The following is a 13716-nucleotide window of genomic DNA, read 5'->3' as shown; positions in this document are numbered from 1 at the left end:
GTCTCAGCACTACGGTAGCGAATGCCGGTTTTAGGGGTAGGGGGCCGTCGTTTTGCTCCCAAGCGCCATGAACAATTGTGGCCGTGTCCCGGAGTTGACGCACTTTCTCGGCTGGTCGTTGAGATGGCGAGCGAGTTGGAACAGGTTGCTTTGCAATTCGGAATGAGGTGGCGAATGCGCGTGTGCCGGCCGCGAGGACCCGTTTGCCACAGCGCATAGACGTCACAGTAGTGGTCTCTATTGCCCGGGGGCGAACAGAGAGGCACTCCCTGTCGGTGACACGAAACCTACGATGCTCCAGCCCCCCGCGAGAAGAATGAGAAATGCGGCCAGCACGAGCTGTCCCGGCCACTGAAAAAGGTCGCGGTCGAGCTTCTTCATCCTTTCGCCAAACTTGTAGATGTCGAATGTCATGATCATTGAGAATAAAATCATTGCCAGTGCGAGAGTTTCGACAGTCATTCCTCCCAAAACAACCGGTCCGCTTTTGGGATCGCCAGTGAGCAATTTTCCAATCGCAAACGCGGCACCGTTCACTGCAAACAGCAAACCGTACCGACGGTGCTTTCCCTCCTCATAGATTTCGATGATGTCCTTTTCAGTTAGGTTACACACGTCTAACCTCCCCAAAAGATGATCCCACCCCGACTGATCGCGACTTCCAAGAACTTCAGTATATTCAGTTTCGCTTGTTCTGGCGAACAGGCGGCGGTTGGGCCGCAAGTCATGGTCCCGGGTGCACGCGTCGCATCGCCTGAGCTCGCCGGCGAGGCTGCTGCTTGCAAAGGATATGGTGAACGCAATGCGGCCATCTCGTTGGCCGTGACGCAGTGCTAGTCGCAGAGTTCCGACATCGGCAGGTCTTCGAAAGCAATGTGGCTGAGTTCACGGAAAACCGTCGAGCGATGCCGCCCAAGCTTCTTGGCGATGACCGTGGCACCAAGGCCGCCCGCCACGGACCGATCCGACGACGTTCGTCGATATCGATTTTGGGGGTAGGCGCGTCTCGTGCGCCGTTCCTTGCGAGTGACCATGGGTATCTATCGCAAGTCGCACTTCATCCTTGAACCCACCCCGACTACACGGGTTGTGGCGGCGAAGTTGAACTGTCCGCTTTGGCGCAAAGTAGAAATGTCACTTTGGGCGGCGCGTCGTCAGCCATTCAGACATGCGACACTCGACATCTCCGCTGGCGCTGAGGCAAGCCCCCGACCGAACCGGCTGGACCGGGTTGCAAGGGAAGGGAGGGGGCGGATGAGACGCACCCATCGGCTTTAGCTTGGACAGTTGAAGCAGCCGGTCATTCCGCCGCATCGAGGTCAGAGAGCGCCTGTCGCCGCCGGGCAATGACCGCAGGATCGTTCATGAAATCCTTCCGACGTCCCGGGCCGCGCGCGCGTCGAACGTAGCCGTTCTTCTCGCTGTTCGTCTTCACGGCGGACTTCGTCTGCTGCTCCTGACGTTCCTTGATGTAGGTCAGGAGTTCACCGAGCCGCTTGTTCTCGGTGATCGCCGCATGCGTCACCCGCTGGTCCTTGTCGAACACCCGGTAGGGTAGGGAATGCCCCTTCCAACGCACATCCAGCCTGCCGTCGGAAAGCGCGTAGGTCTCGACATAGAGACCGACCAGCCCGCGTGTCACCTCGTTCTCTTCCAGCATGATCCGCTGGCGCTCGTACGAAAACGTCAACTGGGCACCGACATAACGCTGCTCACGTTTGCATAGCACGTCGCGCAGCCGATCCGGGGCAAGGTTCAGCGGCCGATGCAGATCATCAGATCGGGCAGGGGTAATGGCAAACTGGCGGTTATAGCGCTCCATGAACCGAGGTAGGAAAGCGTTGCCGTCGTCCATACCGCAGACGCCCTCCAGACGCAGATCCTTAATCAACCGGTCCTGTAGCGTCCGGTTCATCCGCTCGACCCGGCCTTTGGCTTGACTACGCAAAGAATCTCGATGTTTAACTCTGAGAGTGCACGCCCGAACTCGGTCATGCCCTGGCCGCCCTTGGCATCCTTCTTCGCAACCCGGAACACCGAATGCTTGTCGGAATAGAAGGCGACTGGAGCGCCATGCGCCTTCAGATAGAGTTCCAGCGCCTCGAAATAGCTGAACGCACTTTCCGAGCGCACAAACCGCAACTGCATCAGCTTGCCGGTCGCATCATCGATGAACACCAGCAATGAACATGGATCACCGCGATCTTCGAACCAGCGATGCTCGGAACCGTCGATCTGAACCAACTCGCCGTAAGCCTCGCGCCGCAGCCGCGGCTGATGGAACGTCCGTCGCCGCTTGCGCGACAGCCACAGGCCGGCCTCTGACATCCATTGGCGCAAGGTCTCGCGCGACACCGTCAGACCATCACGCTCCGCAAGCTTCTCGGCCGCCAGCGTCGGACCAAAGTCGGCATAACGCTCGCGCACGATCGCCATGGCGTAATCGCGGACGCCGTCGCAGATCCGGTTGTTCGATGGCCGGCCGATCGCCTGGTGCCGGATCGACGCCGCACCGCCAGCGCCGATCCGCTCCAACAGACGACGCACCTGGCGGGTACTCAAGCCCAGCACATGTGCCGCCGACACCAGTGTCATCCGACCGGCAATCACTTTCGACAAGACCTCAATCCGCTGCAGGTCACGCTCGCTCATCGCAATCAATCCCATCCGCAATCTCCCAGGTCATCAAATCCGGGGACTGTGACATTCCAACTTTGCAGGATCAGGACACTTTAACTTTGCGGCTACACGGGTCGATCACATAACATACATTATGGAACTAATGGCGACCGTATCTGCTAGCTGGAGAAACAGCAGCTGATCATGAAATCTGACCAGTTGCAGCCAGTCGGCGATCGACGAGCCAAATCCCGCCGGAAGATCGGAGACTTTGAACCGCGCCGGATTTGCCGGAGGCGCGGCAGACGCTCATCCGATCAGCCGCCTTGAATTTTCCTTGTAGTATTCCGCTAGTACCTGTTCACGCGCCGCGCCTGCTAGGTTCTTGCCATTGGCTCTGGGAGGAACAAATGCCAGCTTCGAAAATTCTGATGATTACCGGTGATTTCACCGAGGACTACGAAACCATGGTGCCGTTCCAGACGTTGCTCGCCTGCGGCCACACGGTCCATGCCGTCTGCCCGGGCAAGAATGCCGGAGACACGGTCGCCACCGCCATCCACGATTTCGAAGGCGACCAAACGTACTCGGAGAAGCGCGGACACAACTTCGCGCTCAACGCCACTTTCTCCAATATTCGCGCTGAGGATTACGACGCCCTGGTCATCCCGGGTGGTCGAGCGCCGGAATACCTGCGGCTCAATCCGGAGGTCCTCAAGGCCGTCCAGCACTTCTTTTCGGCCGGCAAGCCTGTCGCCGCCATCTGCCACGGTGCCCAACTGCTTGCAGCGGCGGGCGTGCTGAAGGGGCGCACGTGCTCGGCCTACCCCGCATGCCGTCCTGAGGTTGAGCTGGCAGGAGGTGTCTATGCGGATATCGCCATCGACGATGCCGTGTCCGACGGCAATCTGGTCACCGCCCCTGCGTGGCCCGCGCACCCGTCCTGGCTGCGGCAGTTCATGGCTGTGCTCGATGCGTCGGCCCTGCTAAAAACAAACGCCGCCTGAGGAGGCCGACAAGGGAGGACGAGATGTGCGAACTGTTCATAAAGGCGGACGCGAAGCTTTGGGAAAGCGCCACGCGTTCGCTCCGTATCGACGGTATGGTGACGAGCGTTCGGCTGGAGAATTTCTTCTGGTCAAAGCTTGAGGAAATCGCGCGCCGCGATCGTATGAACGTTACACAGCTGATCACCAAGCTGCATCACGAGTCGATTGATGCCGGCCACGACCTTGGAAACTTCACGTCGTTCCTGAGGGTCTGCTGCGCGCGTTACCTCGACCTTCAGCTAGCGGGCGACATTCCGACGGATGTCAACCAACCGATCGCCGGGCTCAACGCCCCGGCGATCCTTATCCGAGAGCAGGAAAATTACCATTAGGGCAAGCCGGGCTGGTGATCGGACTCGCGGCTGGAAGCCCTCGGCATGTCTGTCGGCGGGGCCAACCGCCGCCGGTCTTGAGAGGCTCGGGCAACCAGCTCCTTACCTGTCCGGTCCGCCCAACGCGGGCTGGGTCGGCTGCGGGTCGGCCTTGTTTTTCTACAGGCTATACCCTCCTCCAACAGATGCCGCCGAGGGCCTGTCGTAACGCGTCCGGGCGGCTCGATCGGGCCCTGCCCTTTCGACGGGAAAGACGGCCTGCGCAATCGAGGGGCGCTGCAGACTGCACGCTTCGGTTCTGCCGATCTCAACCCGCAAGTGACTGGACTCGATCGAGTGCGGCGCCGAACCCACGCAACGAGATCGAGAACTGCGCCGGCGTCCCGTCGTCGGCGGTTGCGTTGACCTTCAGTGCCGTACCGGCACGCAGTGCAGTCAGGGTCGAAGCGTCCAAGGTCACTGAAACGAGGCAACCGACCGGGACGCACGTGCGGAAACGCAAGGGCTGCATCGCCGTGTTGTCATCGACCTGGAAGGTGACGCCACTTTCGAGCGCCAGGCCGAACGGCAGCACGAGGGTGCCTGACACAGTGTTTTCGGATGGTGTATTCAGTTCGATTGCCAGCACGCGCTGTCCATTTTGCTGTGCCTGGACCTGCGACTGCACGCAGCGTTTTGCGCCCGTATCCTGTGCGCAGGCCACGCGCCAGTCCTCATAGGTCTCGTTCAGCGCCGATGCGCCGCCGGGCAAGGACGACCCTGTCGCACTGCCGGAAGTTCGGCTATCGGTCTGCGCCTGAGCCAGCTGGAAATGCTGTGGTGCCGGGTCACCGTGGCCGCCGGTGCCGGTCGTCGCCCGGCTCGGCGTCGACGAGGCGAATTCCGGCACAAGGTAAAGCGCTGCGCCCACGGCAATCGCGAGCGCTGCGGAAGAGATCCCGAGGAAGCGGATGTTGCTGCTCGTCATGCATGCGTCTTTCGTTCGTGCGGGAGATGGGGTCCTTGCTTGTCTTCGGTCACAGTCAATTCGGTCACCTTTAGAACTTGACGTTGAGGTTGATGCGGGCCGACTGGTCGGCCATGCCTGAGGCGAACTGGCCGGCATAGCTCACGCCGACCGTCGCGTGTGGCGACAGCGCATAGTCGAGGCCGGCTTCGACCACGGCGACATCGCGAGCAATCGGAACTCCGGCGATCAGGAAGGCGTCGCCGCCTCCGACAAAGCGCATCGCCGAGAGCGGCAACGTATCGCCGAAAGCGTGGCGCCAGCCCGCCATGCCATTGGCCGTCACGGTTGCGCCGTTGAGGTCGAAGGTGGTCGAGGCGCGAAGGCCCAATGTCGTCAGCGTCGTTTCCGTCGTGTCGCCTTCGCTGCCGAGCGCCGCCGCCCCGCCCCGCTCGGTGAAGTCATCCGTCTGAACGCTGACATGCGCGAGGTTGGCGAAAGGCTCGAGCCGTGCCGTGCCCATGTCGAATTCGTAGCCAAGTTCGCCGAAGACCTGCGCCGTGCGGGCGTCGTAGTCGCCGTTCAGGGCGTCGCTGAACCCGGGGATCGTCACGCTGCGGGAGGTCGAGACGTCATGCCAGGTGTAGGCTGCGCCGGTCCGCAAGGCGAAATCACCCCAATTCGTACCGCCATAGAGGCCGACGTGGTAGCTTTCGCTCGAGCCGGACGCGTGGCGATCCTTCACGTCGAAACTGGTGTAGCTGTAGCCTGCGACCGCGCCGAAGCGCCAGCTGTCGAATACCGGGACGTCCGCGCCGGCGAAGAACCCGCCCGTCGAGCGGTCGAGGCGCGCGGCGTTGCCGTCGCCATCCGTGTGCCCCCAGGAGCCGAAGCCCTGGCTCCAGAATGCGAGGCGCTCCGTTGTCGCGTCGTCTGCTACCGGCTTGCCGTCGACATAGCTGGTGACTGTGCCGTTCGAGGCGCCGGCGCTATCGAAGGCCGCACGGATACGATCATTGATCGCGTTGCGGATGAAGCGGCTGTCTTCGGTGAGCGCCGACTTCGCCGATGCGTGGATCTCGCCCGAGAGCTGGTCGAAGGCGTTTCGCGCCTGCGGCGCAGACAGGTTCAAGACGGCGTTGTTGACCGGATTGATGCGACCGAGGCTCTCCACTCCGTTGCCGGTGGCAATCTGGTTCCGCGTCTCACCGACACCGGAGAAACTCACATTGTTGCGCGACAACTTGAGATAGGCGTTGTTTGCGTCGTAGCTGAGCGAGGGATCGAGGAAGGCGAGGTTCGAGGTCACGCCGCCGAAAGTGCCGCTCCTGCCGCCATTGGCGGTGAGGATCGTATACTGTGTCTGCGGCGCATAGCTGCCCGTATCCGCCAGTACTTTGACCGAGCTGCCGGCAATGGTCGCCGTGCCGCCGGCGACGATCTTGTCCGACTGGCCGGCCGCGTTCACCTCTACTTCGTAGATCGAGCCCGCCGCAAGGGTGACGTTCCCGGCGACGTTGAGCGTGCCGATCGAGTTGCCCGGCGCCACGGTGCCCGAAACCTTCACGTTGCTTACCGAACCGGAACCCTGCAGGCGGCCACCCGCCAGCACGTCGACGGTGCCGCCAAGTGAGCCGTTGACCGAGAGTGTGCCGTTGCCGACCGTGGTCGTCCCGGAGAAAGCGGAGGAATTGCCGGTCAGGTTAAGCTGGCCGAGGCCGGTCTTGTTAAAGCCGCCATTGCCCGAAACCACGCCGGCATAGGCCGCGTTGGCGTTCTGCTCGAACATCAGGGACGTGCCCGAGGCGATGGCGGCATTTCCTGTGAAGCGTTCGGCCGAGGAGACCAGCGCACCGGCGTCAATTGTCCAGTCGAGCGATGACGTGCCGGTCAGGGTGAGCGCGCCCGCGCCGCGCTTCGTCATTGTGCCGCGCGTGCCGTTGAGCGCGCTGATGTCGCCGGCAAAGCGCGCGTCACCGGTCTGGTCGAAGGCGACCGATGCGGCATTGCGAATATTGCCCGAGATCGAGCTTGCATTGCCGATCAGCGTGCCGGCCGCAACCAGGGTGTTGCCATAGGCGTTGGCGCCATTGTCGAGCCGCAGCGTGCCGCTGCCCTGCTTGATCAGGTCGCCGCTGCCGGAGACGATCCCGGTCAGGCCAAGCTCAGTACTCGCTGCAACATCGATGCGGCCGGCCTGCCCAAGCGACACGGCACGCGTCGTGTCGAAGCTGGACGTGGTCGACAGGGTCCCGCCCGTGAAGCTCAGACCGCCCGCGGTCGCGCCGAGATTGGCGTCGCTTGAAACGGACAGCACGCCGCCTGCTATCGTGGTGCCGCCCGTGTAGCTGTTGCTTCCGGTCAGGATGAGCGTGCCCGCGCCGGCCTTGGTGAGTGACGCGCCGTTCCAGCCGGTGGTGGAATTCGCCACCTGGTCGGCAAGTGCTGCGCTCACCGTGAAGCTGTCGGTGGCATCGGTCAGCGTGAAGGTGCCATGGGCGAGATTGTTGCCGGCGGTCCAGCTCAGGCCATAGCTTGCGAGGTACTGCAGGCTGTCGGCGGATTTGCGGGCGGATACCGTAAGATAGTCCACCGTGCCGTTGAAGCCGCCCACGGTGACGCCGGCGAAGTCGCCGCTGATCCCGGAGCGGGTGTCGATCAGCACCTTGTCGAGCTGGCTCGCATCGTTGATGCCACCAATGCTGAGGCCGACGCCATTGCCGATCGTCACACGGTTGGCGGTCAGCGTCGGGCTGCTTGTGCCGGCGACGAGGGACAGTGCGGTGTTGTCGGCAAGGGTGACGGCCCGTTCGACGGTCAGGGTTGCCGGCGTCTGGATCGCCAGGGTGCCAGCGGTCACGTTCAGGTTTCCGCCCAGAGCGTTGCTAACGCCCGCGCTGCCATCGCCAAACTGCAAGCGCCCGCCGGAGACGGTGGTGTCGCCCATATAGGCATTGTTGCCGGTCAGGATAGTCGTGCCTGAACCGATCTGCCGTATTGAGCCGCTGCCCGAGATGGCGCCTGAGACGGTGACTGCGTCTGAGCGGTTGAAAGCGAGCACACCGTGGTTCACGACGTTGCCGGTGATCGAGCCGGCTGCGCCGCCATTGCCGATCTGGAGCGTCCCGCCCGTGATTGTGGTGCCACCGGTATAGCTGTTGGTTCCGGTCAGGATCGTGGTGCCTGTTCCGGTCTGCCGCACTGCGCCGTTGCCCGAGATGGCGCCGGCAAAGGCGAGCGTGTCCGAGCGGTTGAATGCAAGCACGCTGTCGTTGACGACATTGCCGGTAATCGAGCCGGTCGCGCCGCCGTTGCCGATCTGCAGCGTGCCGGCTGCGACCGTGGTGCCGCCACTATAGTTGTTGGTTCCGGTCAGGATCGTGGTGCCCGACCCGGTCTGCCGCACCGCGCCGTTACCCGAAATGGCCCCGGAGAAAGTGTGCGCATCGCTGCGGTTGAAGGCGAGCACACCGTCGTTGACGACGTTGCCGGTGATCGAGCCGGTCGCGCCGCCATTACCGATCTGCAGCGTGCCGGCTGCTACCGTGGTGCCGCCGCTATAGCTGTTGGTTCCGGTCAGGATCGTGGTGCCTGTCCCGGTCTGCCGCACTGCGCCGTTGCCCGAGATAGCGCCGGCAAAGGTATGCGCATCGCTGCGGCTGAAGGTGAGCACGCCTTCGTTGACGACATCGCCCAGGATCGAGCCAGTCACGCCGCCGTTGCCGAGTTGCAAGACGCCGCCGGAAATCGTCGTCCCGCCACTATAGGTGTTGCTCCCGGTCAGGGTGAGCGTGCCCGCACCAGCCTTGGTGAGTGACGTGCCGTTCCAGCCCGTCGCGGGGTTTGCCACCTGGTCGGCAAGTGCCGCGCCCACCGTGAAACTATCGGTGGCGTCAGTCAGCGTGAAGGAGCCGTGGGCGAGATTGTTGCCGGCGGTCCAACTCAGGCCGTAAGTGGCGAGGTATTGCAGATTGTCGGCTGATTTGCGGGTGGACATGGTGAGATAGTCCACCGTGCCGTTGAAGCCGCCGACGCTGACACTGGCGAAGTCGCCGCCGATCCCGGAGCGGGTGTCGATCAGCACCTTGTCGAGTTGGCTCGCATCGTTGATGCCGCCGATGTTGAAGCCGACGCCATTGCCGATCGTGATACTGTCGGCCGACAGCGCAGGGCCGCTCGTGCCGGCGACGATGGATAGCGCCGTGTTGTCGGCGAAAGTTACGGTCTGTGCGACGTTCACGGCCGCCGGCGCCTGAATAGCCAGCGTTCCGCCGGTCACGTTCAGCCTGCCACCGAGCGTGTTGCTGCCGCCTGAGCCGCCGCCGCCGAACTGCAACTGGCCGCCCGTGACCGTCGTGTCGCCGGCATAGGTATTGTTACCGGTCAGGACCGTCGTGCCCGTACCGATCTGCTGCACGGCGCCGCTGCCCGAGACGGCGCCGGAGAAGGAGACGGCGTCGCTGCGGTTGAAGGCCAAATTGCCGTCGTTGACGACATCGCCCAGGATCGAGCCGCTCGCCCCGCCATTGCCGATCTGGAGCGTGCCGCCTGAAATCGTCGTGCCGCCGGTGTAGGTGCCGGCGCCGGTCAGGATCGTGGTGCCTGAACCGATCTGCCGCGTCGAGCCGTTGCCGGAGATTGCGCCTGAGAAAGTGAACGCGTCGCTGCGGTTGAAGGCCAAGATGCCGTCGTTGACGACATCGCCCAGGATCGAGCCGGCTGCACCGCCATTGCCGATCTGGAGCGTGCCGTGCGCGACCGTCGTTCCCCCCGTATAGCTGTTGGCTCCGGTCAGAACTGCTGTACCGGAACCGATCTGCCGCACGGCGCCGCTACCCGAGATGGCGCCTGAGAAGGTGTGCGCATCGCTCCGGTTGAAGGCCAACACGCCGTCGTTGACCACGTCCCCCAGGATCGAACCGGCCGTGCCGCCGTTGCCGAGTTGCAACGTGCCGCCCGTGATCGTGGTGCCGCCGGTGTAGGTGTTGCTGCCCGTCAGGATGGTGGTGCCTGAACCGATCTGCCGTGTAGAGCCGCTGCCCGAAATGGCGCCCGAGAACGTGAATGCATCACCTCGGTTGAAGGCCAAAATGCTGTCGTTGATGACATCACCCAGGATCGAGCCGCTCGTGCCGCCGTTGCCGAGTTGCAACGTGCCGCCCGTGATCGTGGTGCCGCCTGTGTAGGTGTTGGTGCCCGTCAGGATGGTGGTGCCTGAGCCGATCTGCCGTGTAGAGCCGCTGCCCGAGATGGCGCCGGCGACGGTGACGGCATTGCTGCGGTTGAAAGCCAAAATGCCGTCGTTGACGACATCGCCCAGGATCGAGCCGCTCGCGCCGCCATTGCCGATCTGGAGCGTGCCGCCTGAAATCGTCGTGCCGCCAGTGTAGGTGCTGGTGCCGGTCAGCACCGTCGTACCGGAACCGATCTGTCGCACCGCGCCGCCGCCGGAGATCGCACCGGCGAAGGTGACGGCATTGCTGCGGTTGAAGGCCAAAATGCCGTCATTGACCACATCGCCCAGGATCGAGCCGGCCACACCGCCATTGCCGATCTGGAGCGTCCCGCCCGCGACCGTCGTGCCGCCGGTGTAGGTGTTGGTGCCCGTCAGGGTCGTGGTGCCTGAGCCGAGCTGCCGAACAGCGCCGATGCCGGAGATCGCGCCGGCGAAGGTGACCGCGTCGCTGCGGTTGAAGGCCAAAACGCCGTCGTTGACGACATCGCCCAGGATCGAGCCGGCCACACCGCCACTGCCGATCTGGAGCGTCCCGTCCGCGATCGTCGTTCCGCCGCTATAGTTGTTGTTTCCGGTGAGGATGGTGGTGCCTGAACCGGTCTGCCGCACCGCGCCGCTGCCCGAGATTGCGCCGGCGAAGGTGACCACATCGCTGCGGTTGAAGGCGAGCACGCCGTTGTTGGCCACATCTCCCAGGATCGAGCCAGCCAAACCGCCCTTGCCGATCTGGAGCACGCCGCCCGAAATCGTCGTCCCGCCGCTATAGGTGTTCTCTCCTGTCAGGGTCAGCGTGCCGGTGCCGGCCTTGACGAGCGAACCACCGTTGCCGCTGATGGTACCGCTGACTTCTGTCGACAGGTTGTTCGAACCAACTGTCAACTCGTTGTCACCAAACAGATAGGAACCGCCGCCGGCGATCGAGCCGGCGGTGAGTTTCTTGTTGATGGCGGATCCCGTCGAGCCCGAGAAATCGACAATGCCAGCCGCGCCATTGGTGATGTCGGCGTTGCCGGCATTGCTGTTGTGAAGGAATACCAGGCTGGAGTTGTTGGTGATCTTGGCGCTGCCTGCCGTGGTGGTCGAGCGGAACGTCAGGTTGCCGTTGTTCGTGATCCTGGCGCTGCCCGCACCGCTCGCATCGTAAAAGGTCAGATCGCGGTTGTTGGTTATGTCCGCGCTGCCGGCCGTGCTGGTGTCGTTGAAGGACAGGAAGGCATCGTTGGTGATGCGGGCGTTGTCCGCGGAACTGGTGTTGTGGAAATTGAGAAAGCTGCCGTTGTTGTTGGCGATGGTCGCGGTACCAGCCCGGCTGTTGTCGTAGAACATGAGGTCGCTGTTGTTGGTGATGTTGCTGTTGCCAGCGGTGCTCGTGCCGTAGAAATCGAGGAACCTGTCGTTGGTCACGGTAGCACTGCCAGCACTGCTGGCATTGTAGAAGTAGAGTTCGCCCGTGTTGGTAATCGCCGCACCGGGTGCGCTTGAGGCATTGTAAAGATGGGTTTTTCCGGCATTGGTGATACCGGTGATGCCCGTGGTGTCGGCATTGGTGAGCGTGAAGGTACCGGCACCGTTCACATTGACATGACCCCGGATCGAGCCGGCGGTGCCAAGTGTGCCGAGTTGCAGTTCGCCGGCATTGATGGCGGTGCCGCCGGTATAGGTGTGATTGCCCGTGAGGATCGTTGTCCCGGGACCACCTCTCGTCAGATTTGCCGTGCCTGCAAGTGTCGCGCCGACCGTACCAGTGCCCCAGAGGTTGAACGCACTCGCAGCCTCGATCGTGCCGGTGCCCGAAACGGTGCCGCCGTTGAAGGCCAGGGTCTGCAGGCTGAGCTTGCGGCCCGCAGCAATGTTCAGCGTCGCCGTGCCGGAGTTCGTAAGTGTAGACACGCCGAACATATTGCCGCCGGTGAGCGACACCAGGCCATTGCCTTGGTTGTTGATGTTGCTCATCGTCACATTGACGTCACCGCCGACAACATTGATCTGGCCATTGTTGTTGACGTTATTGGTTCCAGGCGACAGTTGCGCAGTACCGCCCGGGCCATTGAAATTGATGATGCCGGCGGCGTTGTTGTTGATATCGCCATTGTCCATGACGACACCGTCGGTGCCGACATCGATGGTGGCATCGTTGTTCAATGTGTTGCCCGTGCCAAAGAGCACCGAACCAACGCCTAGGGTGATCCTCCCTCCCGAGAAGTTGGCGATCGTTCCGGCCGACAGCATGTTGCCGTCGCCGATCGTGATCGTGCCACCGGCATTGCTCAGACTGGTGAAGCCGGTCGCGTTGCCGGCCGCGCCCAGAGCGAGGGTGGCCCCGCCGTTGACCTGGACTGTGCTGTTGAACTCGCCGGCAAGCGTCGTTGCGCCGCTGGTGAGTTCAATCGCACCGATATTGCTGCCGGCAAGAGCCGTGATGCTGTTGGTGCCGCCGGTAATGACGATGGCGGATGAGAGGTTACCGGATAGACCGCCCGCCCCGCCGCGCGCACCGCCGGCTATCGTTCCGCTGTTCGTGATGGTCAGATTTTGGCCGATGATGCCGTAGCCGCCGGCCTGCGGGCGATAGGGCTGGACGTTGTGGTAGTCCGTTCCGCCGCCACCGCCTTGAATCGTGCCGGTATTGGAGATTGTCAGTCCGCTGGACGCGGTTGCGGTGATGCCGTTGCCGCCGTTGCCGCCCACGCCGTTGCCCGAGGGGTTGGCGAACGAGTTGGGGATGCCCGGTCCGCTGACGTCAGCGCCGCCGCCACCGTTGCCGCCCGATATTATGCCTGCATTGGTGAGGCTGGCTCCGGTCGTGACGATAATGCCTGACCCGCCGCCACCGCCGCCGCCGCCGCCGGCATAGTACCAAGACTGCGCCCAATTGGCGCTCCCAACGCCACCATTGCCTCCATTGCCTCCCTTGATTGTCGCATTGTTGACCAGGTCGGTGGATAGCGTGAGGCCCCTGCCACCCGCGCCGCCGCCGCCGCCGCCCGCGCCAAGTCCGTAGCCGCCACCACCTCCGCCGCCGTTGTCCGATGCGCCGCCCGACCCGCCGCGATTGCCCGAGCCGCCTGTGGAGCCTCCACCACCGCCCGAGCCGGTCGCCGAGCCGTCGCCGGCAGCCCCCGCACTGCCCCCGCCGCCCGGTGTCATGTAGTTTCCTGCATATCCGCCGCCGCCACCGTTCACGCCGATGCTGTCCGCCAGCGCGGGCCTGGACGCGACGATCAGCGCCAGTGGTGCGACGGAGTTTGCAAGGGTGGCAGCCAAAGAGGCGACGAGACCCAAAGCGGGGACACGCAGCGCCGACCGGTTGGTGCGGGCCTCATAGTTCCTGACAATCTTCACAAAGATGCTCCGCATGCCCTGGTGCCGGTGTTGAAATCGCCGCTGCCGGGGGTGGCCAGCCAACGGGCATTCTGCGCCAAAGCCAAAAGCACTCGTGTAGACATAGGGTCCCTCCGCCTGGATCCGGGCTCGCATTCCCGCCGCGCATCAGGGCCCCTGCCCTCTACGCGCTTGCCGTGAATCGAGATCTCC

The 13716-nt window shown here is 63.3% G+C and carries 5 protein-coding genes and 2 pseudogenes; 2 read left to right on the top strand and 5 right to left on the bottom strand.

What is annotated here, in order from left to right; all coding sequences use genetic code 11:
• Window positions 1-237: 237 nt before the first annotated feature.
• From VGO04_RS29065 to VGO04_RS29055, 3 genes and pseudogenes are all read right to left on the bottom strand, one after another.
• Window positions 238-723, bottom strand: coding sequence for a hypothetical protein (locus VGO04_RS29065; protein WP_327499432.1), 486 nt, complete (start codon window positions 721-723; stop codon window positions 238-240).
• A 113-nt stretch (window positions 724-836) separates the two neighbouring features.
• A pseudogene (locus VGO04_RS33050) lies at window positions 837-1034 on the bottom strand (helix-turn-helix domain-containing protein); the annotation flags it as partial.
• A 266-nt stretch (window positions 1035-1300) separates the two neighbouring features.
• Window positions 1301-2667 (bottom strand): annotated as a pseudogene (locus VGO04_RS29055) (ISNCY family transposase).
• Window positions 2668-3029: 362 nt separating this feature from the next.
• On the opposite strand from VGO04_RS29055, the gene VGO04_RS29050 reads away from it, so the two are divergent.
• Window positions 3030-3626, top strand: a complete 597-nt coding sequence (locus VGO04_RS29050; protein ID WP_327499430.1) for a DJ-1/PfpI family protein — start codon at window positions 3030-3032, stop codon at window positions 3624-3626.
• A 23-nt stretch (window positions 3627-3649) separates the two neighbouring features.
• A complete protein-coding gene (locus VGO04_RS29045; RefSeq protein WP_327499429.1) occupies window positions 3650-4000 on the top strand; it encodes a ribbon-helix-helix domain-containing protein in 351 nt (116 codons plus the stop codon).
• A 307-nt stretch (window positions 4001-4307) separates the two neighbouring features.
• On the opposite strand, the gene VGO04_RS29040 is transcribed toward VGO04_RS29045, so the two are convergent.
• Together VGO04_RS29040 and VGO04_RS29035 are read right to left on the bottom strand one after the other, a co-directional pair.
• Window positions 4308-4967 carry an invasion associated locus B family protein gene (locus tag VGO04_RS29040; RefSeq protein WP_327499428.1) on the bottom strand — a complete coding sequence of 220 codons (660 nt, stop codon included), beginning with the start codon at window positions 4965-4967 and terminating at the stop codon, window positions 4308-4310.
• Window positions 4968-5037: 70 nt separating this feature from the next.
• Entirely contained in the window at window positions 5038-13524 is an 8487-nt protein-coding gene (locus VGO04_RS29035) for an autotransporter-associated beta strand repeat-containing protein (RefSeq protein WP_327499427.1), read from the bottom strand.
• Between the last annotated feature and the right edge of the window lie 192 nt (window positions 13525-13716).

The sequence above is a fragment of the Ensifer sp. genome, from assembly GCF_035999185.1.
Taxonomy (GTDB): Bacteria; Pseudomonadota; Alphaproteobacteria; order Rhizobiales; family Rhizobiaceae; genus Ensifer.
The sequence above is the reverse complement of the archived record's forward strand: the minus strand, read 5'-3'. Positions and strand labels throughout refer to the sequence as shown.